General features: G+C 39.4%; 23 protein-coding genes. 14 read left to right on the top strand and 9 right to left on the bottom strand.

The genetic code is table 11. The features are described 5' to 3' along the window. Positions 1 to 49: 49 nt before the first annotated feature. The 4 genes from ACMZOO_RS02060 to ACMZOO_RS02045 form a co-directional block, all read right to left on the bottom strand. Positions 50 to 532, bottom strand: a complete 483-nt coding sequence (locus ACMZOO_RS02060; protein ID WP_440905125.1) for a DUF4426 domain-containing protein — start codon at positions 530 to 532, stop codon at positions 50 to 52. 409 nt (positions 533 to 941) lie between these two features. After that, positions 942 to 1484: a YggT family protein gene (locus ACMZOO_RS02055; RefSeq protein WP_440905123.1), complete on the bottom strand. Its 543-nt coding sequence runs from the start codon at positions 1482 to 1484 to the stop codon at positions 942 to 944. 17 nt (positions 1485 to 1501) lie between these two features. Next, a complete protein-coding gene (proC, locus tag ACMZOO_RS02050; RefSeq protein WP_440905121.1) occupies positions 1502 to 2332 on the bottom strand; it encodes a pyrroline-5-carboxylate reductase in 831 nt (276 codons plus the stop codon). 47 nt (positions 2333 to 2379) lie between these two features. Next, positions 2380 to 3057: a YggS family pyridoxal phosphate-dependent enzyme gene (locus ACMZOO_RS02045; RefSeq protein WP_440905119.1), complete on the bottom strand. Its 678-nt coding sequence runs from the start codon at positions 3055 to 3057 to the stop codon at positions 2380 to 2382. 209 nt (positions 3058 to 3266) lie between these two features. Between ACMZOO_RS02045 and ACMZOO_RS02040 the strand changes: the two genes are divergently transcribed. Continuing rightward, a complete protein-coding gene (locus ACMZOO_RS02040) occupies positions 3267 to 4301 on the top strand; it encodes a type IV pilus twitching motility protein PilT (protein WP_440905117.1) in 1035 nt (344 codons plus the stop codon). Between the two features lie 9 nt (positions 4302 to 4310). Further along, complete coding sequence (locus tag ACMZOO_RS02035) at positions 4311 to 5423, top strand: PilT/PilU family type 4a pilus ATPase (RefSeq protein ID WP_440905115.1); 1113 nt, start codon at positions 4311 to 4313, stop codon at positions 5421 to 5423. 70 nt (positions 5424 to 5493) lie between these two features. Here ACMZOO_RS02035 and ACMZOO_RS02030 read toward each other — a convergent pair whose 3' ends face one another. The 5 genes from ACMZOO_RS02030 to lolB form a co-directional block, all read right to left on the bottom strand. After that, positions 5494 to 6192, bottom strand: a complete 699-nt coding sequence (locus tag ACMZOO_RS02030) for a LamG domain-containing protein (protein ID WP_440905113.1) — start codon at positions 6190 to 6192, stop codon at positions 5494 to 5496. Continuing rightward, positions 6176 to 7774: a pectate lyase gene (locus ACMZOO_RS02025; RefSeq protein WP_440905111.1), complete on the bottom strand. Its 1599-nt coding sequence runs from the start codon at positions 7772 to 7774 to the stop codon at positions 6176 to 6178. Before ACMZOO_RS02025 ends, ACMZOO_RS02030 begins: the two co-directional genes overlap by 17 nt. Before the next feature lie 139 nt (positions 7775 to 7913). After that, positions 7914 to 8861 (bottom strand): ribose-phosphate pyrophosphokinase, encoded by a 948-nt coding sequence (locus ACMZOO_RS02020; RefSeq protein WP_440905109.1) that lies wholly within the window; start codon positions 8859 to 8861, stop codon positions 7914 to 7916. Positions 8862 to 8892: 31 nt separating this feature from the next. Beyond that, on the bottom strand, positions 8893 to 9750 hold the full coding sequence (gene ispE / locus ACMZOO_RS02015) for a 4-(cytidine 5'-diphospho)-2-C-methyl-D-erythritol kinase (protein WP_440905107.1): 858 nt from the start codon (positions 9748 to 9750) through the stop codon (positions 8893 to 8895). Beyond that, a complete protein-coding gene (lolB, locus tag ACMZOO_RS02010; protein WP_440905105.1) occupies positions 9747 to 10376 on the bottom strand; it encodes a lipoprotein insertase outer membrane protein LolB in 630 nt (209 codons plus the stop codon). Before lolB ends, ispE begins: the two co-directional genes overlap by 4 nt. 75 nt (positions 10377 to 10451) lie before the next feature. Here lolB and hemA point away from each other — a divergent pair, with 75 nt between their 5' ends. The 12 genes from hemA to ACMZOO_RS01950 all read left to right on the top strand — a co-directional run bounded on the left by hemA (position 10452) and on the right by ACMZOO_RS01950 (position 23108). Next, a complete protein-coding gene (gene hemA / locus ACMZOO_RS02005; RefSeq protein WP_440905103.1) occupies positions 10452 to 11708 on the top strand; it encodes a glutamyl-tRNA reductase in 1257 nt (418 codons plus the stop codon). Between the two features lie 9 nt (positions 11709 to 11717). After that, positions 11718 to 12803: a peptide chain release factor 1 gene (prfA, locus tag ACMZOO_RS02000; protein WP_016954841.1), complete on the top strand. Its 1086-nt coding sequence runs from the start codon at positions 11718 to 11720 to the stop codon at positions 12801 to 12803. Continuing rightward, positions 12803 to 13690, top strand: a complete 888-nt coding sequence (gene prmC, locus ACMZOO_RS01995; RefSeq protein WP_440905101.1) for a peptide chain release factor N(5)-glutamine methyltransferase — start codon at positions 12803 to 12805, stop codon at positions 13688 to 13690. The genes prfA and prmC overlap by 1 nt, the downstream gene beginning before the upstream one ends. Before the next feature lie 86 nt (positions 13691 to 13776). After that, positions 13777 to 15312 carry a DUF3369 domain-containing protein gene (locus ACMZOO_RS01990; protein ID WP_440905099.1) on the top strand — a complete coding sequence of 512 codons (1536 nt, stop codon included), beginning with the start codon at positions 13777 to 13779 and terminating at the stop codon, positions 15310 to 15312. Positions 15313 to 15378: 66 nt separating this feature from the next. Then, positions 15379 to 16149, top strand: a complete 771-nt coding sequence (locus ACMZOO_RS01985) for a tetratricopeptide repeat protein (protein ID WP_440905097.1) — start codon at positions 15379 to 15381, stop codon at positions 16147 to 16149. A 19-nt stretch (positions 16150 to 16168) separates the two neighbouring features. After that, positions 16169 to 16915: a BPSS1780 family membrane protein gene (locus tag ACMZOO_RS01980; RefSeq protein WP_440905095.1), complete on the top strand. Its 747-nt coding sequence runs from the start codon at positions 16169 to 16171 to the stop codon at positions 16913 to 16915. A gap of 16 nt (positions 16916 to 16931) precedes the next feature. Then, a complete protein-coding gene (locus ACMZOO_RS01975; RefSeq protein WP_440905093.1) occupies positions 16932 to 17480 on the top strand; it encodes an NAD(P)H nitroreductase in 549 nt (182 codons plus the stop codon). A gap of 72 nt (positions 17481 to 17552) precedes the next feature. Further along, complete coding sequence (locus ACMZOO_RS01970) at positions 17553 to 18506, top strand: YbgA family protein (protein WP_440905091.1); 954 nt, start codon at positions 17553 to 17555, stop codon at positions 18504 to 18506. Then, positions 18506 to 19951: a deoxyribodipyrimidine photo-lyase gene (phrB, locus tag ACMZOO_RS01965; RefSeq protein ID WP_440905089.1), complete on the top strand. Its 1446-nt coding sequence runs from the start codon at positions 18506 to 18508 to the stop codon at positions 19949 to 19951. Before ACMZOO_RS01970 ends, phrB begins: the two co-directional genes overlap by 1 nt. A 185-nt stretch (positions 19952 to 20136) precedes the next feature. Next, a complete protein-coding gene (gene htpX / locus ACMZOO_RS01960) occupies positions 20137 to 21009 on the top strand; it encodes a protease HtpX (RefSeq protein ID WP_440905087.1) in 873 nt (290 codons plus the stop codon). A 141-nt stretch (positions 21010 to 21150) separates the two neighbouring features. Continuing rightward, a complete protein-coding gene (locus ACMZOO_RS01955; protein ID WP_440905085.1) occupies positions 21151 to 22134 on the top strand; it encodes a lipocalin family protein in 984 nt (327 codons plus the stop codon). Positions 22135 to 22166: 32 nt separating this feature from the next. Beyond that, positions 22167 to 23108, top strand: coding sequence for an acetoacetate decarboxylase (locus ACMZOO_RS01950; protein ID WP_440905084.1), 942 nt, complete (start codon positions 22167 to 22169; stop codon positions 23106 to 23108). Positions 23109 to 23113 lie beyond the last annotated feature (5 nt).

Here is a 23113-nt window from a genome sequence, read left to right as displayed (position 1 = left end):
TAAAGATACAAAGGGCTGTAATTCTGTTTGTTGTGTAAAAGACCAATGGCTAATCGACCCACATTTTTTGTTGGAATCTAAATTCTTCTCTGCGGCCGGTTTTTGGATCTTTCACTGTAATATAAAAGCGGAATATTTCTTCGTTGCTGTGGCGTACTTGTGCTAGGTAGTAAACGGCGATGCCTTCGTCTACTTCTTTAAACTCTAGCTCTTTTCTGTGACCAATCAAATTTTGTGCGTAGCCAGTCACTTTTAATTTTAGTGGTGCTTTGTTGTTGGCCAAATCTAAGATGCTGATGTTGAGTAGGCCATAGTTGCCACGTCGGTCTAAGCCGATTGCTTTAGCGGTTTCTGGTTGAATAAAGGTAGATGGAAAGGCAATGTGGTGAATTTGCCATGTGCCGATTTCTGTCATATTTGGGTTGGTACCACCTTTACCGTCGTCGATAAATTCTTCAATGGCAGATGCTGTGCAAGCAAAAAATATTGAAGTTACTAAGACTAATATTTTAGAAAGTTTATGAACGTACATTGTTTTTCCTTAGTTGCTTGGAGCTTTTTATTCTTATGCTAGAAGGTAAATGGGGTATTACTCTCAAAAACGCTTCAAGCTCGTCCTGAGTGCTCGCATATGGCATCCATGCCTTATGAAGTTTTGTTCGCAACACGCCCTTCCACCTTCTTGGTATGTTATCGCTGAAAATTAAGATGTGTGATGCGCTGGTTAGTGGAGTGTTATTTAGAGCAAAATCTCTTTTTCATGGGCGAATCAGAACCGAAGCGAAGCTTCGCAGTCTGATGAGGTGGAGTCATGGATGACGACAGGGCCTTCCCTTCAGGGAAGAATAGTCGACTCCGTACCACACATTTACCTCATATAGCGTTTTTGCGAAAATAACACTCTACTAGCCAAAAGCACACACGTATCTTGATAGCGATATTTAAAACCCACCAAATAAATCAGACAACAATATTTTAATAAACTGAATAGCAATAATCGCTACCAACACTGAAAAATCTAATCCACCCATTGGCGGTAAAACTTTACGTATTGGCGAAACCAATGGCTCAGTTAGTTGCACTAAAATTTGTTCAGCTGGGTTATAACCGCCTTGGCTAAACCAACTTAAAATCGCGCGAATAATTAATACCCAAAACGCGATATTTAAAAATTCGTAAACAACAGAAATTACGCCTGCTAATAGAAAACCGACAGGGTTAATTGGATGAGATAATACCAATGCTAAAACAAAAAACTTACCAGCAGCGACAATAATGGCAGCCACTAGTGCAGCAAAATTCCAGTTTTTGACGTTGGGCAAAACAACTTGTAATGGTTTAACTAATGGGTTGGTAATTTTTACAATAAACTGGCTAAGTGGATTATAAAAATCAGCGCGTACCGCTTGTAACCAAAAGCGTAAAACTATCGCCATTAAATACAAGCCGAATAATGTGGTAATTAAAAAGTGTAGTGCGTTCATTGGATAACTCCGTTCAATTACATTTGTTTGGCCATTTCTTCGGCGCGATTAATACAGGCTTCAACGGCTTGTTGAATAACTGAGTCTAAGTTGTTGCTTTCAAAACTGGCAATAGCCGCAGCTGTAGTGCCGCCTTTAGAGGTTACTTGTTGGCGCAGTTCTGTAATGGTTTTATCCGTATTTTGTTGCACCATTTGTGCAGAGCCATTGGCAACTTGCTCAACAATTAATTTAGCTTCGTCAGCTGAAAATCCTAATTTTTCTGCTTGTTTAACCAAGCCTTCCATAAATAGGAAGAAATAAGCAGGGGCGCTGCCAGCAAGTGCGGTTATGTTATTAATGCCATCTTCGCTTTCTACCCAAACGGTTTTACCAACCGCGCTCATTAAGGTGTCGGTAAATTGTTTGTCTGCATCAGATACGTTTTCTGCGGCATATAAACCGGTTAAACCTAAACCTAATAAGCTCGGAGTGTTTGGCATAGTTCTAACAATTGCCGCTTCTTGGCTGATTAATTGTTGGAAACGCGCAACCGGCATACCAGCGGCTATTGAGATGAACAGCTTTTTATTCAGCTCTGCTTTATCTACTGTTAACGCATTTAGCATATCTGCTATCATTTGTGGTTTAACGGCCAATACAATCACATCAGCTTGAGCAACTGCTTGGTTATTGTCTTGAGTGGTGTTAATTGCGTATTTTTCTTTTAGTGCATCTAACTTACCGATAGATGGGTTGGCTGCAATAATTTTGTCCGCGGCGTAACCACTTTTAACTAAACCAGCAATAATGCTGGCGGACATATTGCCAGCACCGATAAAGGCGATTGTTCTGTTTGATTCTGTCATTTTGTAACTTCTATAAATTTAAAATTTTTAATGGTGTTTATAAGCGTTTAACCGCGAGCACCAAAAATTGCAGTGCCAATTCGTACCATAGTGCTGCCGTTTAAAATAGCTGCTTGCATATCATTAGACATCCCCATTGATAAGGTATCTATAGTCGGGTAGTCATTTTTCAAGCTTTGATACAAATCATGCAACTGGCTAAACATCTTGTTTAATTCGCCTGCATTGTCGGTATTAAGTGGTATAGCCATAATGCCGCGCAAAGTTAAGTTCGGGTATTGGCTTAACTGTTTTGCAAAATCAGCTGCTTCATTTAACGATAAACCAGATTTATTCTCTTCGTTCGAGATGTTTACTTGAATACATACATTCAAGTTCCCTTTGTCGATAGGGCGTTGTTCACTTAAACGTTTGGCGATTTTTTCTCTGTCTAAACTTTGTACCCAAGCAAAATTTTCAGCTATTAGTTTGGTTTTGTTCGACTGAATAGGGCCGATAAAGTGCCATTCAATGTCTGTGTAATCAGCAAGTTGAATAACTTTGTCTGCGCCTTCTTGTGCGTAATTTTCACCAAATTTACGTTGGCCTGCTTGATAAGCAGCAATTACATCACTCGCAGGTTTGGTTTTACTCACCGCAAGCAATTGTGTTGTTTGTTGGGTATTGCAATTTAAATCTGCAATTTGTTGATTAATCTCGTTTAAATTTTGTTGTATAGCTATCATTTATCAAAATTTTTGGTTGGCTCGGTTGGAGGCAGGTGTCATGATATATCATTAAGTTGACTAAAGCACCTGAACTCAGGATAACAACTTGCTTTTTCGGCGCTATTTTGCCGATTTTTTACATTGGAAATCATACAGAATTATAAGTTTCTGCTATTTTTTAAATAACAATCTAGCATGAACAGGCTAACAACAGCGGAGTACCCAAGATGGATATTACAGAACTATTGTCATTTAGTGTTGAACATAAAGCGTCAGATTTACACCTTTCAGCCGGTGTACCGCCAATGATTAGGGTAGATGGTGATGTACGTAAAATTAACGTACCCGCGCTCGACCATAAACAAGTGCATCAACTTATTTACGACATTATGAATGACAAGCAGCGTAAAGAATACGAAGAAAACTGGGAAGCTGACTTTTCGTTTGAAATTCCAAATCTAGCACGTTTCCGTGTAAATGCATTTGTGCAAAACCGTGGTGCTTCTGCGGTATTTCGTACTATTCCAAGTGAAGTATTGTCACTCGACGATATAAATGCACCAGATATATTTAAAGAACTAGCTGAAAAACCACGGGGTTTAGTACTGGTAACCGGGCCAACAGGTTCAGGTAAAAGTACCACCTTGGCGGCTATGGTTGATTATATTAATCAAAACAAACATCACCATATACTAACAATTGAAGACCCAATTGAATTCGTGCATCAAAACAAACTGAGTTTAATTAACCAAAGGGAAGTGCACCGTGATACTAAATCATTCAACAATGCACTGCGCTCAGCCTTGCGTGAAGATCCAGATGTTATTCTTGTTGGTGAGATGCGCGACTTAGAAACCATTCGCTTAGCGATGACAGCAGCAGAAACTGGCCATTTAGTTTTTGGTACTTTGCATACTACCTCAGCACCAAAAACCATAGACCGTATTGTGGATGTATTTCCTGCAGCTGAAAAACCTATGGTGCGCTCAATGTTATCTGAATCACTACAAGCAGTAATTTCGCAAGCGCTATTAAAACGCTCTGGTGGCGGTCGTGTGGCGGCACATGAAATTATGGTCGGTACACCAGCAATACGTAACTTAATCCGCGAAGATAAAGTTGCGCAAATGTACTCAGCTATTCAAACCGGTATGGGTTTTGGTATGCAGACTATGGATCAATGTTTGGCTGATTTAGTCAGTAGCGGCATGATCACTCGCCAGGTTGCAGCAGCAAAAGCCGTTAATAAAGGCCAGTTCTAGGAGTCGGTTATGTTAATTCAACCTTATTTAGAAAAAATGGTGCAGCAAGATGCATCTGATTTATTTATTACCGTTGGTCGTCCGCCATGCGCAAAAATTAATGGTGAAATGACGCCGCTAGATGAAAATACTTTAGACAACCAAGCGAGCGTCGACTTGGTTTATAGCACCATGAATGAGGTGCAAAAAGCTGAGTTTGAACAAACCAAAGAATGTAACTACGCGATAGCCGTTGATGGTGTTGGGCGTTTTCGTTGTAACGCTTTTGTACAGCGTGAGCAAACAGGCATGGTTATCCGTAAAATTAATACTGATATTCCTGATGTCGATAAAATGGGCATGCCGGGTGTATTAAAAGACGTGATAATGGCAAAACGTGGTTTGTTTCTGTACGTAGGTGCAACTGGTACTGGTAAATCAACAGCGCTAGCTGCATTAATGGGTTATCGCAATCGTAATAGCCGAGGGCATATTTTAACCATAGAAGATCCTATTGAATTTGTTCATCAGCATGAGAAGTCTATTGTCACGCAACGAGAAGTTGGGGTAGATACTGAATCTTTTGATGCGGCGCTTAAAAGTTCACTGCGCCAAGCACCAGACGTCATTATGATAGGTGAAATTCGTTCAGCAGAAACTATGGAATATGCTTTGTCGTTTGCTGAAACGGGTCACTTATGTGTGGCAACCTTGCATGCGAATAATGCAAACCAAGCTATAGATCGTATTATGCACATGGTGCCGAAAGATATGAAAGAAAAGCTGTTATTTGATCTTTCATTAAATTTACGCGCAATTGTTGCTCAACAATTGGTGCCAACAAAAGATGGTCGTGGCCGCGTAGCTGCGATAGAAATTTTGCTTAATTCGCCGTTAATAGCAGATTTAATTGCGCGTAATGAGTTAGGTGGTATTAAAGAAGCAATGGAAAAATCAAAAGAATTGGGTATGCAAACTTTTGATAGTGCACTGTTTGAATTGTACGAAAAAGGTGTGATTAATTTTGCTGATGCATTGCATCATGCAGATTCGCCAAATGATCTACGCCTCAAAATTAAACTGCGTAGTAATGAGCAAAGTAGTTCTGGTTCATTACATGGCGTAACTGTTGATTTTGACTAGCCTATAAATTTTGTTAACCCAAGTATCTTAAATTGATACTTGGGTATTTGTTCATTCAACAAGCCTTTTCTTATTCAACCTGCAACATTTCTTCTGAACTTAACACCCTTGGGGTTGCACGTAATTTCTTAATCTCGCCATTAAAATAATGTACTTTATTCATTCTCGCGCCGACAGAGGTTTGTGCTTGGTTGCTCATTGCACCGAAATTAACTTGTGCTGTTAGCTCTTTTTTACCATTTACATACGAGCTAAATACACCATTTTCATAAGTGATTGCTAAGTTATACCAACGACCATTTTCATGCGTGAGTGAGCTGTCAATTAAGGTGTATCTAGAATCGCCATCTAATAAAAATGCATCTAAATACCATTGATTTTGTTCATTAAAACGCATTTCTAAGGTTAACCTGTGTTTTGAATTAGACAAATCTTCTATATGAACAATGCGTGGCTCCCGTCCTTTTTTCGTTGGTACAAGCGGTTTGGCTACTAGCTCTAAAGTAAAACTTTGCATGCCAGCTATAATGTTGCCATGTACTTGGATTCTATCGTTTAAACCATTAAATTTAGTAGAGTTAATCGGCGTTGTAACTAAGGTTGGTGAACCTTCTAATTCAGTGCTAAAGCCACCAACTTGGCTGAGATTATCAAAACGCCAAACAAGGCTGTTAATCTCACTTTGGTCTGTTTTGGTGGTCGTGCTAGTGCAACTGGCAAATAAAAATATACTGAATAAAGCAATTAAAAGTTTAGTGTGATAGCGCATTGTGTTTCTCCAAATTTTTTAATAATAAGCTCATATTTTTTATGTATTCTCTAAGATCAATTCCTTCAACTTTATCTGTTGCAGGGTAGGGGGAAGTGTCGTATTTATCACCGACATAAGTTGTACTGTACTCACCTTGGGCAACTTCTGCCGGTGAAGGGCCAATATACGGGTTGGTGATATATCTCAATTTGGCAGGCCAATAACCTTGTTGGTTGAGTGATTGCAAAACTTGTTCAACTGATTTATTGCTGCGTTTAGCATAGCGTTTAACAACAAATAAATCGGGTAACTTAGGTAAATTTTCGATAATTAAACCATGTTGTAGTTTTGGTTTTTCAATTGGGTTTTGTAAAATGTTTTGGTATTTACTTTTGAGTTCGGCGATTTCAAATCGACCAATAGATGGATAATGGATCACTTGATTAGCTGGCTGATAATCAATGTAATAGCGCCCATTGGTTACGTTTGAACCAGTTCTGTGTAAATACAGAGTTTTGTTTGTACCAATCTCCACCATCTTGGGATGTGTACGGTTATTTTTAATTTCAGCGGCAGGCAGTTTTACCAGATCAAACCAAGCTAAACTTTCATCAATACCCTGTAAGAACTCGCTATTCCCAGTCACTAAATAAAAATCCATTAATAAATCTAAAATGCTAGCGGTGGCACTTGTCGACAAAGATAAAGGTTCATAACTGCGTGCAGCAGAAGGTTGTAGATCTAATGTGTATTGTAAAGCCCAAGCTGGTTGAGGCAATGGTTGTTTAAGTTTTACAAATACCTGCATTCCAGAATGGATCGCCTTAATCAACTCAGGGGTCAAAGTAGGATCGTTTAAATACAGCAAGCAATAACTTAACAACATTAAATTATTCGCAGCAACATCATCATTAAAAGTAATATTGGCCGAATAATCTGCTTGGCCTTTTACTGAATATGCTGCAGCCGGTGGGTATCTTTGTGGCCAACCGCCAACTTCATACTGGCTGTCTAAAACAAAATTTACTGCTCGATATAAAGGTTCGCGATATTTAGTTTGGTTTTTGGCTAGGTAAAGCCTAAGTAAAAACACAGATGCATCGAAAGTACCACCATCATCAAAAGTCGCATTACCATAATAATGATGAAATTCTTCTAGTCGCCAGCCGTTTGCACCTGTGGTTTGATACCAATCTTTTAATGACTCTTCACCGGCTAAATCAAACATATAATTCCAACCGCCACTAGGGTGTTGGCCTTTGATTAGTGCTGACGCCACTTGCTCTGCGGCATGAAAATAAAATTCATCTTTAGTGACATGGTAGGCGTCTAAAAACAGATGCCCCATAGTTGCAGTGCCAGGCGGTTGAACCCAAACCATAGTTGGCTTTGCTTCCATTTCGCCCCAACGCCTAGAAAAGTCAGGTAAGTAAGACCAAACATAACCACCTTGGTAACTTACTGTCTCTGTCATAAATTGGCTGGCTTTTTTCATGCTCGCCAAAATTTCTTGTTGTTGCGCTTGTATTGCATATGCTTGGTTTGCACAGAACAAGCTGGTAACAAGCAAGCCCCGGGCAAATTTTTTTATTATTGTCATGTGTAACCCTATGGTTGGGTTTATAGTGGTTACAGAATATACAACAAATAAAATACAAAAAGCTAACAAAAAACCGCTAGAGCAAAGCTGTAGCGGTTTTTTTTCTTTAATCAATTTTGCGGTTGTTTAATTTATTAAACTAACCATCAAACATTGCTGAAATTGATTCTTCATTGCTTACACGACGAATTGCTTCAGCCAGCATAGAGCTTAAAGTTAACTGATGAACTTTATCAACTTTGCGCATTTCATCACTTAATGGAATTGAATCGGTAATAACCAATTTATCAATTAATGAATCACGAATGTTTTCAACTGCATTACCAGAAAATACTGCGTGCGTAGCATATGCAAATACTTGGCGAGCACCTTTTTCTTTAAGTGCTGCAGCTGCTTTACATAAAGTGCCACCTGTATCTATCATGTCGTCAACAATAATACAGTCGCGGCCTTCAACATCACCAATAATATGCATTACTTGCGCAACATTAGCGCGAGGGCGACGTTTGTCGATAATCGCTAAGTCACAATCATTAAATTGTTTAGCAACCGCACGAGCACGTACAACACCGCCGATGTCTGGAGAAACAACAACAGGGTTTTCAAATTTTTGTTCCCACATGTGCTCAATTAAAATTGGGCTACCGAATACGTTATCTACAGGAACGTCGAAGAAACCTTGAATTTGCTCAGCGTGTAAATCTACCGTTAATACGCGGTCAACACCTACGCTAGATAAGAAATCAGCAACAACTTTTGCAGTGATAGGAACACGAGCAGAACGAACACGTCTGTCTTGGCGAGCATAACCAAAATATGGAATAACGGCAGTGATACGGCCAGCAGAAGCACGGCGTAATGCATCAATCATTACAATTAATTCCATAATGTTGTCGTTAGTTGGTGCACAAGTTGATTGAATCACAAAAACGTCCGCCCCACGAACATTTTCGTTTATTTGCACACTAATTTCGCCATCGCTAAAGCGACCAACAACGGCTGAGCCTAGTTTAGTATACAAACGGTTAGCAATTCGTTGAGCTAACTCAGGGGTAGCGTTTCCTGTGAATATTTTCATATCAGGCACAGTGGTGAACCTCAGGCAATTTGATTAATGGTTAATTACGAAACTGTTCTGCTAAATATAGATGAACAGGCGAATTCTTCAGGGTTTTTACAACAAAAGTTTTAATGCCTTCTGGAGCTTGCTCTGCCATTTTTTCGGCTTGTTGTTTGTTTGCAACAAGAGAAAAACAGCACGCACCTGTACCCGTCAGTCTGGATGGCGCGTATTCTACCAACCAGTGTAAGGTTTTGGCAACCTGAGGTTGCACTTCCTTTACCACTGATTCAAAATCGTTGCGTGTTTTTTCAAAAATATACTGATTTGGCGCAATAATTTCACTGTCTCGTTTGAGCTGAGGTTGAGCAAACATAGCCGGAGTAGAGATGTGGCAATTTTCTGGAATGGCCAATAACAAATCTATTTCGGGTTGCTCACTCGGGGTTAAAAACTCACCAATGCCAGTGGCAAAAGCGGTTTTACCATAAATAAAAATCGGCACATCTGCGCCTAAACCCGCAGCTAACTCAATTAATTCTTGTTCTGATGCGTTAATATGCCAAAGCTTATTTAGCATTAACATAGTGGTGGCCGCATCCGATGAACCTCCACCTAAACCAGCACCCGAAGGTATGCGCTTAGTTACACTTATTGATATTCCTTTGTTTAAGTTAAAGTGTTTACGCATTAAGTCAGCCGCTTTGTAAACTAGGTTTTTCTCTGCTGCAACACCGGATAAATCACCTGATAATTCAATGTCAGTCGAATCTGTTAGGGTAAAAGTCAGTTCGTCGGCTAAATCTACAAACTGAAAAAGGGTGCTAAGTTCGTGATAACCATTGGCGCGTTTACCAGTAATATGCAAAAACCAATTAATTTTCGCAGGGGCTAAACAGGTATAACTTTGGCTCATTGATTAATCTCTTTCCATTCATTAATTTGCATAATTAAAGTGAAATCTAAATATTGGCATTTAACTTTTTTCGGTAATTTAATATGCCCAAGTGTGTGGTAACTTAAATATTCTAGTCGCCATTCTTGATCAAACTGAGTGCGCACAAATACTTTTTTTGCGCTGCCATCTTCATGGCGGCTCATAATCACTCCTTCGTGATGGCCTTTTGCCCAATTGGCAACTTTATTAATAGGAATTGGCCAGCCTATTACTTGTTCTAACAATTGTTCTGGCGCGTTTGACTGATAAGTATTGCCATCTGCTTCAATTTTAATATGCGCAGGCAATTGTTTGCTGGCAACACGTTTAGGTGGGGTAAAGCCTTCAATGTCGGCTACTTGAATGCCTAAAAAGGTATTTAAACTAATGTGGTAATTTTGTTGTTGCTGCTGCCAATAAAAATTAACTGATTCTCTGTCTTTACCACGAATAAATGCAATTTTTCCTTCGGCGGTAAAACTTTGAATTTGTGCTGGCGAATATATCTCTTCCAGTTGTGGCATGTCGGGTTTAAGTGCACAACCGGTTAAAAATACGGCTAAACCTAATAAATAACCACGAATGCAATAGCTAAAAGCTTTCAATCTGCTCGTCCATCTCGTAAAATTAGCGTCTTTCCATCTTAACTGAATGTTCAACAATAAACTGTAACAGAATCAATGGCATTATTTTCTTTCGGTATTAGTTACAAAACAGCTCCAGTTAGCATACGGGAGAAAGTTGCCTTTTCGACAGAACAAATTGTTGAATCTGTGTTCGAACTCAAACAACAATATGCTGTAAATGAAGCTGTTGTAGTCTCAACCTGTAATCGAACCGAAGTTTATCTGAACGCGCCCCAATATAGCAAGCAAAGCGCAATAGACTGGTTAGCAGCCACCCATGGTTTAAATGCCAGCAGCCTTGCTGAACATGTATATTTTTACCACGATGATGCTGCTATTAGTCATTTAATGCGGGTCGCTTGTGGCTTAGATTCTATGGTGTTAGGTGAACCACAGATCCTTGGGCAGTTGAAACAATCTTACGCAGTTGCCGAACAGCACAGTTTTGTTGGTGGCATATTATCGCGGTTATTCCAAAGCTCATTTTCTATTGCTAAAGATGTTCGCACCAATACTGAAATTGGCGAAGCAGCAGTATCGGTCGCTTTCGCCGCTGTGAGTTTATCCAAACACATATTTGATGATTTAAGCAAAGTTAACGTGTTATTGGTTGGTGCAGGCGAAACTATAGAGTTAGTTGCGCGCCATATTGCTGAAGCGGGCGCAGATAAAATAACCGTTGCTAACCGTAGCATTCAACGGGCTGAGTTATTAGCTGAAAGTTTTAACGCTAAAACCGCAACTTTATCGCAAATTCCAGAATTATTAGTCAATGCTGATATCGTCGTAAGTTCAACCGCCAGTACTTTACCATTGATAGGTAAAGGTATGGTTGAAAGTGCTATGCATCAAAGACGCAACCGCCCAATGTTTATGGTAGATATTGCAGTACCTAGAGATATAGAAACCCAAGTAAATGATGTAGACAACGTCTATTTATATACAGTTGATGACTTACAAGGCATAGTTCAGAAAAATCAGCAAAAGCGTTTAAAAGCAGCTGAGCAAGCTGAACAAATGATAAAAGCGGATGTTGAAAAGTTTAACCTTTGGTTGGCTTCACGCCAATCAGTAGATTATGTTAGAAACTACCGCAGCCAAGCGGACGAAATAAAACAACAATTATTAAACCGCGCGTTAAATCAATTATCGCAAGGAGTAGATGCCGACAAAGTCGTCACCGAGCTTGCAAGCAAATTAACCAATCAATTGGTCCATCCACCTACAGTGGCACTACGTCAAGCAGCCACAGCGGAAGATAAAACCAACATAGAATTTTTAGCCGAACATTTAGGCATAGAGCCAGAGTAAAACTTACCCATGAAAGAATCGATAATTCGTAAACTAGAAGCGCTTGATGAGCGTTATGAAGAAGTTCAAGCACTATTGAGCGACGGCGACGTTATATCTGATCAAGATAAATTCAAAGCTTTATCCAAAGAGTATTCGCAGTTAGAAGAAGTAGTAAAAGCCTTTAAAGATTATCAGCAAGCGCAAGAAGATTTAGCAACCGCTGAAGAAATGCTCAATGAAGACGATCCTGAGCTTAAAGAAATGGCGCAAGAAGAAATGAAAGCGGCCAAAGTAATTTTAGAGCAATTGCGTCAAGACCTACAAATCTTGTTATTACCAAAAGATCCAAATGACGATCGCAATTGCTTTATTGAAATTCGTGCCGGTGCTGGTGGTGACGAAGCGGGTATTTTTGCTGGCGATTTATTCCGTATGTATTCACGTTACGCAGAGCGTAAAAGTTGGCGTGTTGAATTAGTGAGTGAGAATGTAAGTGAGCAGGGCGGTTATAAAGAAGTTGTTGCACGCATTGTTGGTGATGGTGCATATGGACGTTTAAAATTTGAATCAGGCGGTCACCGTGTACAACGTGTACCAGAAACTGAATCACAAGGTCGTATTCATACATCTGCTTGTACAGTTGCATTATTACCAGAAGTACCAGAATCAGAAGCTGTGCAAATTAATCCAGCTGATTTACGTATCGATACTTTCCGTGCATCAGGCGCGGGTGGTCAGCACGTTAACAGAACTGATTCTGCGGTACGTATTACCCATTTACCAACAGGTGTTGTAGTAGAGTGTCAGGATGAGCGTTCGCAACATAAAAACAAAGCAAAAGCTATGTCTGTATTGGTTGCACGTATTCAAGCAGCAGAAGATGAAAAACGCCGTTTAGAAGAAGAATCTACACGTCGCAACTTAGTTGGTAGTGGTGATCGTTCAGAGCGTATTCGTACCTACAACTACCCACAAGGTCGAATTACCGACCATAGAATCAACCTTACTTTATATAAACTAACTGAAGTAGTTGAAGGTGATTTAGACTCAGTAGTTGAGCCACTTATTCACGAATATCAAGCTGACCAATTAGCTGCTCTGTCAGACAGTTAATGACCACACTCAAACAAAACTGCCCAACCAGCTTAGATAAAGCTTGGCGTTGGGCAGCTGATTTATTTATTGAATCAGAATCACCTCAAATAGATGCACAGTTATTGTTATTACAAGCGATTGAACAAACGAATCGGGTGTATTTATTAACTTGGCCAGACAAATGTTTGAGCGAAAAACAGCGAGATATATTTTGTGATTATGTGCAACAAAGGTTAAGCGGCAAACCTATCGCACATATTCTAGGTACAAGAGAGTTTTGGGGATTAGAACTAAGTGTAAATCCAAGCACACTTATACCTAGGCCTGACACAGAAACCTTAGTTGAAGTTGTACTAAACCATGTAGCTGAGAATAGCGAACTCGCTGATAAAACACTCAAGGTATTAGATTTAGGTACAGGCACAGGTGCAATTGCGCTGGCAATAAAATCTGAATTTCCGAATTGGCAGGTATCGGCTGTTGAATACAATGCGGATGCTGTAAAACTAGCTGAGCAAAATTCATTAAAGCTAAAATTACCAATACAAATCTATCAAGGCAGTTGGTTTGAACCTTTAGCCAATACAAATCAACAGTTCGATATTATTGTATCTAACCCCCCATATATAGATAAAACTGACCCCCATTTATCACAAGGTGATGTTAGGTTTGAACCTTTGTCAGCATTAGTTGCTGACGATAAAGGTTTAGCCGATATTCAGCATATAGCCGAGCAAGCGATTAAGTTCTTAAATAAAGGTGGCTTAATCGCCATCGAACATGGTTTTGAGCAAGCTCAGCAAGTGCAGGATATTCTTAAAAAGTTAAACTATCAAAACATTAAAACAGCTAAAGACATAGCAGACCAAGATAGAATAACCTATGCATATTCCTCAAATTATTGAATAAACTAGCGTTAAACTTGTCAATTCGCCAACTCTGAACTAATTTTTTAAGAGTGATATACACGCACGTTTTTGGGGAAGAGTGCATGAACGACGATTTTTTATTTACCGACGATGAAGGCGAAGAAGAAGTAGGTTACGAGAAATCTTGGAAAGTACTAATAGTTGACGATGAGCCAGAAGTACATGCGGTAACTAAACTCGCTTTGAGCGACTTTACCTTTCAACACCACAGTTTAGAATTTATCAGTGCCTATTCAGGTGCTGAAGCCAAAGAGCTGATTATTGAACATCCAGACACGGCCATCATATTATTAGATGTAGTGATGGAAACAGACGATGCTGGTTTACAAGTTGCTGAGTTTATCAGAAAAGAAGCCAACAACCAGTTTGTCCGTATTATTTTACGCACCGGTCAACCAGGGCAAGCACCAGAGCGCCATGTCATTATTAACTATGATATTAACGACTATAAATCTAAAACCGAATTAACAGCGCAAAAACTTTTTACTGTAATTATGGCGAGTTTGCGCTCGTACCGCGACATTATGTCGATAGAAAAAAACCGCGTTGGTTTAGAAACTATCATCAAAGCTTCGGCCAACCTGTTTGCCAACCATTCGATGGATACCTTTATCAATGGTATTTTACGCCAACTGACTTCTATTATTAATTGTACCAACGAAGCCATGTACGTTACCTCGTTAGTGGCGGATGATCATTTAGTTGATGGTGAACTCGTGGTAGTGACAGGGCAAGGTGAATTTGCTGACTTGGAAGGCAAAAAAGTTTTTGAAGTGATTCAACCGAATATGAAAGAGGCCTTTGATCACGCAATTAATGACAAAGACATTGTTTACGGCGAAGACTTTATTGTCGCTTATTGTGAAAGCCACTCTAATCATAGAGCTTTATTATATATAGCGAATATCTCTGAAGAACTAACTGCTACCGACAAGCACCTAATAGAACTCTTTACTAAAAATGTCCAGATAGCCTACGACAACGTAATCTTAACGCAAGATATTGAAGACACTCAGCGCGAAATTGTTATGCGCTTAAGCGAATCTGTTGAGTGTCGGTCAGAAGAAACAGGCAATCATGTTAAACGTGTCGCAGCATATTGTCGGTTATTTGGTGAACATTTAGGCCTGCCAATTGAGGACGTAGATACATTGGTACTGGCTGCACCATTACACGATGTTGGCAAAATAGGTATACCGGACAAAATATTAAATAAAGCTGGGCCATTAACGCCAGAAGAAATGACGGTTATGCGTAAACATGCGTCATTGGGCTACCATATTTTAGCTGGCAGTGAACGGCCAATAATTAAAGCTGGGGCATTAATTGCCCGTGATCATCATGAGCGTTGGGATGGCACCGGATACCCTGATGGGAAAAAGGGCAAAGACATTCATTTATATGGGCGAATTGTTGCAATTGCAGATGTGTTCGATGCATTAAGGTGCGAGCGCTGTTATAAAAAAGCTTGGGATGCAGAAACTACCATTGCCGAAATTAAAGCGCAAAGTGGTCTTCATTTTGACCCTGAGCTGGTGGATATTTTTGTTGAGAAATATCAAGATTTTGAAGACGTACTGAAGAATTATCCTGATTGAAAACTTGAAAAACAGATTAGCGCCCCCATAAGATAACAGTATTAAAAAAGTTTTGTAGGGGCCAAATTGTTAGATAATCAATCCATCGTCAGTTATTGCTTAGAATTACTTGAGCCAATTTCAGCAAAAAAACAATTTAATTCGGCAATAGAGCAACACCATAATCTAGTGCAAACTGTTGAATTGACCACAATCGACATGGATGATCCGATAGAGCGTATTCACTTTGTGCTCGACTTCTTTTATACACAAAGCATATTCGGCACACCTACATCATTAAATAAACCGCAAGATTACGACTTAGTTACAGCGCTCAATACTCATACCGCATCTTCACCTGTGTTGGCTATTATTCTGGCTGATTTATTTACCGCCGCTAGGTTAGAAGCACACGCCATTATTGCAAGGCACAAAGTATTAGTCCGTATAGAATTAGAAGATAATCAGTTCGTATTTATTGAAGCCAGTGCAGGTGTCAGTTTAGAGTGGGATGAAGTAAAACAATACCTCAATATTAAAGACAAAAAACAAAACCAAATAGAGCTACCAGACGAACAAACCATAGGCATGTTGTTGCTCAGCATGTACAAAACTGCACTTATGGATAAAGCATTATTTGCCAAAGCACTTGAAGTAGTTGACTTAATAATCAGCTTTGAACCTGAAAACCCATACGAGCGCAGAGATAGAGGTTTTGTATTACAGCAATTAAACTGTGACTCGCATGCGGTAGCTGACTACAAATATTTTATCGAACAATGCCCGGCAGACCCACTTGCGCCTATGATAAAAATGCAGCTAGACGATATTAACAATAATATTTGCTCTATCCACTAAATTTGGTTAACTACAAATAATGCAACCTGTATCTTCAAACAATTCAGACCAACAAATAGTCATTCGCGTGCGCCCAGCCAAAGCGGCTTTTGATTGGTTTAAAGATGGTTTAACTATATTCAGTCAACACAAATTGCCATGGATTGGGGTAACGCTTTCTCTATACGTTTTGTTATTGGCGTTGTCGGTTATCCCTGTTGTGGGGCAAATTATTGGTAATGTTTTACTCGCGGGTTTATTTCCGCTTGCGCATACAGCTTTTCATACGAAACAATTTGACCACAAACGAGTGTTTGATGGTTTTAAACAAAGTTTAATGCCGCTTATTCAAGTCATCTTAGTCAATATGATAGGTGTATACATTTGTTATGAATTGGCAGCGCAAATCACAGGTTTTGATCAACTGGCTACACCGAACGTTAACGATGTCTACCAACTTAGTATTGTACTGTTAATTTTTTATGCGCCTATATTATTAGCCATGTTATTTGCACCTGCGCTAATCATATTGCATAAAATTAATGTTTGGCAGGCGATAAAAATGTCGTTTGTGGGTGGCTTTAAAAATAGTATCAGCATGACAGTATTCGGCGTAATCATGATTTTTGCCATGGTATTGGCAATAATGCCTGCAGGGTTAGGGCTAATCTTTTTACTACCTATAATGCACTGTACTTTATATATCATTTTTCAAGACATATTCCACAGCCGCACGCCTTTTAAATTAGAAAGTCAGCCGGAAGATGAAGACAGTATGTATGTCTAGCAGCTAGGACAAAGCAATGAACGCATTAGACCTTTTATTAAACCGAGTTTCTTACAACAAACTTATTTACCCTGCACCGCAAGGTGAACAGTTAAACAATATATTACAAGCTGGTTGCAATGTACCTGATCATGGTGGATTAACGCCATGGCGTTTTATTGTGTTTAAAGATGAATCGTTAAAAGATTTAGGTGAAATTTTTGCTGAAGCAGCCGAGCAAGACCAAGCTGCAGATGAGCAAATCACCAAAGCTAAAAATATGCCACTACGAGCACCTATGATAATTGCGGTAATTGCTAAATTAACCTCAGATCACAAAGTACCAGAAAGCGAACAGCTTATTGCTGCAGGTTGTAGTGTACAAGCCATGCAAATGGCCGCGGTTGCCCAAGGTTTTCAAGGTATTTGGCGCACAGGCGCATATGCTTATCACCCACATGTCACCAAACAGCTGAATTTAGCCGACAATGAAGAAATAGTTGGATATTTATATTTAGGTACAGCCGATGGCGAAGTACCAACAAAACAAAGACCATCAGCAGAAAACTTTGTGCAATACTGGTAAGTTTTAGCTGATCCATTCTATTCTTTAACTCGTAGATTTAATTTGAATAAAATTTGCGAGTTAAGGATAAAAATGGACAAACAATTTCCCAAAGTCGATATTGGTATCAGTGCCTGTTTATTAGGCGAAAATGTTCGTTTTGACGGCGGACATAAAAATCTCTATTTTGCCAACCAAGTCTTAGTAAACTACGCCAATTACCATAGAGTGTGCCCAGAAGTTGGCATAGGTATGTCTATTCCACGTAAACCTATTCGTTTAGTTGAGCATAATCAGCAAATTTTATTGTTAGACAGTCGCGATGCCAGCATAGATTACACCAAACAAATGCAAGACTTTGCTGAGAAAAAATGCGCATCACTAACCGGATTAAATGGATTTATCGTTACTTCTAAATCACCAAGTTGTGGTATGGAGCGTATGAAAGTATACGACATTGACGGTAAACAAATTCGTAAAGACGGTATTGGTTTATTCACGCAGAAACTAATGCAAATGCACCCAAATCTGCCAGTTGAAGAAGACGGCCGTTTAAACGACTCGCAACTTAGAGAAAACTTTATCGCCCGTGTCTACGTACATGCTACTTGGCATAAAAACGTAGCCAATAGCGACAAAATGGCCGACTTAGTGAAATTTCATAGTCAGCATAAATATCAAATAATGTCACACAGTTACCAAGCATATAAGAGTTTAGGCAAGCTAGTGGCAAATGCTGAAAAACTCAGTTTATCTGATATAAAACCTTTGTATTTTACCGAGCTAATGGCAGCGTTAAAAAACATAGCCGGGCGTAAAAAACACTGTAATGTAATGCAGCATATTCAAGGTTATTTTAAAAAGCAGCTAACTGCGCACGACAAACAAGAGTTATCAGACTTAATAATGCAATACCGCGCTGGTTTAGTGCCATTACTGGCACCACTGACGCTAATTAAACATTTTTTGAAAAAGTACCCGAATGATTATTTAAATCAGCAAAGCTACTTTTCTCCTTATCCGCTGAAAATGGGACTACACGGCTAATGCAACTAATATGGTATAGAAACGATCTTAGAACATACGATCACACAGGGTTATCACAAGCTGTCGCCAAAGCAAATGAACTTAAGCAGGGCATAGTAGCTATATTTGTATTTACCCAAAAACAATGGCAACAGCAACAGATGGCAGAGATAAAACTTGCGTTAATCAAAGCGCGAGTAATGCGCCTGCAACAAGAGTTAGCAGATTTAAACATACCGCTGGTAGTGCATAATTGTGATACTTACCAACAATCAGCTGAATGGGTGGCTGATTTTTGCCAAACGCAGCAAGTTAGCCATTGCCATATAACTCATGATTACGAATTAAATGAAATAAAACGCGATGAATATTTAGCCCAGTTGCTCACTAACACCTGCAATACAAGGGTTCAAAACTGCAGTGAAATTATCGCTAATCACGACAACTTAATAATGCCGCCGGGCAGTGTGGTTAAAAACGATGGTGAACCATATCAAGTATTTACCCCGTTTAAAAAACAGTGGTTGAGACAACTACAGAGCAATTTACCAAATAGCCATGCCAAACCTAAAGTTCAAACAGACAATCAACTGACCTTCGATAGATTTTATTATCCGTATTCAGTGCCAAGCGAAACGCTTGACCAGTTAAAATGTTGGACAGATATTGAAGACGACGTAATCAATCAATTACGCGGATTTTGTCGAGAGCAAATTCAAGACTATGCCAATAAGCGAGATTTCCCAATTGCAAAGTGTACCAGCCGATTGTCTCCTTATTTTGCGCTCGGTGTATTAAGCCCACGCCAAGCGCTTAACCGAATTGTATTAGAACACCAAGAGCAAGTATTTAGTAATGATACAGGCCCAGGTGTGTGGTTAAGTGAGTTGATTTGGCGCGAATTTTATAAACATTTAACTGCTTATTACCCTGACATAAGCAAAGGCAAAAGTGTAAAAGCACAATATCAAAATATTCAGTGGAATACCGACCGCACAGTTTTTGACGCTTGGTGCAATGGGCAAACAGGCTTTCCAATTGTTGATGCAGCAATGCGCCAATTAAACGAATTAGGCTGGATGCACAACCGCCTGCGCATGATAGTGGCAAGCTTTTTAATAAAAGACCTCCACATAAATTGGCGCTGGGGCGAAGACTACTTTATGCAAAAGTTGATTGATGGTGATTATGCCGCCAATAACGGCGGTTGGCAGTGGTGTGCCTCAACCGGGCACGATGCAGCGCCATACTTTAGAATATTTAACCCAACTACCCAAGGTGAAAGATTTGACGCCAAAGGCGCATTTATAAAAATGTATTGCCCTGAGCTAAAAGACATACCTGAAAAATGGATACACAAACCACATGAATATGCAGAAAAATATCGTGTAGCAATAGACTACCCTAAGCCGATAGTTGACCATAAAAGTGCCAGAGAACTAACCCTAGCCTTGTATAAAGGTTAGAGCTGGCTAAATTGCTCTATTTCTGTGTCGAAAGTGCTCATTTATGTTCATACTCTTTATAAATAGCGCGCTTTATCCTTGAACTAGGGCGATTAAAAAATATTTTTATTAGACGCTCTTGATAATCTTTGTTTTAGACATATTATGTCTTTAACTCAGTTCTGATTAAGTTTCGCGGAGAAAATATGAAACGTATAGTCCTGTTCTTACTTACTAATATCGCGGTTATGCTAACCCTAGGTATAGTTTTAAGTATTCTAATGTCTGTGTTTGGTATACAACGCCAAAGCATGGGTGGCTTGTTGCTAATGGCTGGCGTATTTGGTTTTGGCGGCGCCTTTATCTCGTTACTTATGTCTAAATGGATAGCCAAACGCTCAACTGGTGCTTATGTAATTGAACAACCACACAATGCAACCGAACAATGGTTGGTTGAAACTGTACGTCGTCAAGCGCAAAAAGCTGGAATAGGCATGCCTGAAGTGGCAATTTTTGACTCGCCAGAAATGAACGCATTTGCCACAGGTGCAAACAAAAATAATGCATTGGTTGCAGTAAGCACAGGTTTATTGCACAACATGAATAAAGAAGAAGCTGAAGCAGTATTAGGCCACGAAGTAAGCCACGTAGCCAATGGCGACATGGTAACCCTTACGTTAATTCAAGGTGTGGTAAATACCTTTGTAATATTTTTAGCGCGTGTAGTGGCAGGCATAATTAGCAACGCAACTCGTGGCAATAACAACGAGTCTGGCATGGGCGGTTTAGCTTATTACGCAACTGTGTTTGTACTAGAAATACTCTTTGGCATACTCGCGAGTATTGTGGTTGCATGGTTTTCGCGCCAACGTGAATACCGTGCAGATACAGGCGGCGCACATTTAGCCAGCCGTCAAGGTATGATAGCTGCTTTAGAAAAGCTTAAACATTCGCAAGAAAGCCGCTTAGAAGGTTCAATGATGGCATTTGGCATAAACAGCAAATCAAAACTTGCGAGTTTATTTTCCAGCCATCCACCATTAGACGAGCGTATTCAAGCCCTTAAAGACGCACGTTAGTAATCAACCCAGTGTTGAAAAAATCCCCGACCAGTTCGGGGATTTTTGTTTCTATATTGTAGAGTTCGAAAATCTTCTTATTTTTTACATTTAATTGGGCTATAGTTTTGATTCCAATTATAAAAATTAAGAACCAAGATAATGACTCGCACTGTACAACTTCCGCAAGATGATGCTTTTTTAGATGATCAATTAATCCAATGGTGGTATTGGACTGGACAACTCACAACTGAATCAGGTCGGCGCTTTGGCATTGAATTATGCTTTTTTGCTGTTGACGCGAGCGCGATTCATTTATTTGAAATGATTGCGCATAAAATTCATGGCGAAAAAGTAATGTCAGATTTCACGACTGTGCAAATGATTAATGCAGCAGTTACTGATATTGATAATGATAAATTTTATAGCAAAGTGACATACGTACCGGGCGCTCCAAAAGAGGTTACCGACGGATTCGCCTTACATGATTTACTGAGAAATTGCTCTGCTGTTGGGGGCGGTGGCAATGACAAGCTACTGATAACTGTAGATGACTTCAAGTTTGAGCTTAATCTTGAAGAATTACGTCCGGCTGTTATTCATTACGATGGACAGAAACACGAATACCAATTTGGCGGTTACACCTATTATTATTCGCGTGAAAGCATGCAAGCGATTGGGCAGCTCACAACCAATGGACAAACTGAAAATGTCAGTGGAAACCTTTGGTTTGATCGTCAATATGGGGAATTGGTACAGGCCTCAATGTTGGTTGGCTGGCAGTGGTTTGCCATCCAACTAGAGCCCAATACGCAAATTATGATTTTTGCTTACCATTGGGAATCAGAGCACATGGGCTCAATCACCAATGAGCAAGGTGAAACTATTGAACTTGGCCCCAAAGATTATTCGCTAGAGATTTTAGAGTGGTGGACGAGCCCACATACGCAAAGACGTTATCCTTCCAAATGGCATTTAAAAACCGGTGAATACGATTTAACTATTACACCTTTGGTTGCCGACCAAGAATTGGACGAAGCTTGGTTATGGATCAAGTATTGGGAAGGTGCGTGTGGAGTGACAGGTTCACACCAAGGTTCAGCATATGTTGAATTAGTTGGATATCACAGAAAACATTGGTTGTAATTAGACAATAATAACGAAAAAAGGAGACTTTTATGGCTTTATATCAACATTATCTCGGCAATGTAGTATCTAAACCACCTTGTAAAATGACTAATGCAAACATGTATGGTTTTTTTATTGAAGGGCAGCTTAAACAAATTCAAGCCTACCTAGATTCAACTCTTAATACGGTTGAAATCGAAAATACCCATTTTAAAGCTTTATCAAAATACTTAATGCTAACTTTTACTGACATTGAAAAAATGGTCAGTACCAATCCGCAATATAAAGATGCAGGTTGGAGCCAAGAAACAGACATTATTATTTGGGTGCCTGTTGCAAAAATGGTGAAACATAAAGTAGACCAAATATATTTTTATCCGGCTTATATCGTTGTAAATAACTTATATGCTTTGCTAAATGGCACTTTAACTTGGGGTTTTAACAAGTATTTTAGTAATACATTTGAGATGCCTGCAATTGGTGGTGAGCCCGATAAATTTTCTTTAACGGTTGATGCATTTAAAACTTTTTCAGCAGATTCTACATTAAAACCACATCAAATCTTTGAATTAAACATGGTTGAAAAGGGCGAAGCTAAAAGTGTTTCTGGCGTTGCTGAAATAATTAAAGAAGCGATAGAATTGATTTCCTCTTCCACTGAGTCGATTTTCGATTTTGATTGGAACGCAATTAAACAATCATTACATCAATTAGTCTCACCCGAAATAAATCAAATCTTGTTTAAACAATATCCAGATGGCGAAGCGCAAGATGCACTGTATCAGGCGATTATTCATTCACCATCGAAAGTGGATAAAGTACATAGTGCCGCTATTTATACACATAAATATCAATTTAATATGCAGCATTTAGACTCGTTCCCACTTGATGAAATGTTTGGCATTTCTACTGCAAGCCAACAACCATTATTGCCGTTTAATGTGTTGTTCGATTTTAGCCAAGATGCAGCAATTGAAATTGCAAAAAATTAATAAGG

The sequence above is a fragment of the Catenovulum sp. SX2 genome, from assembly GCF_052056295.1.
Classification (GTDB): domain Bacteria; phylum Pseudomonadota; class Gammaproteobacteria; order Enterobacterales; family Alteromonadaceae; genus Catenovulum.
This window is presented reverse-complemented; position numbering and strand designations above follow the sequence as displayed.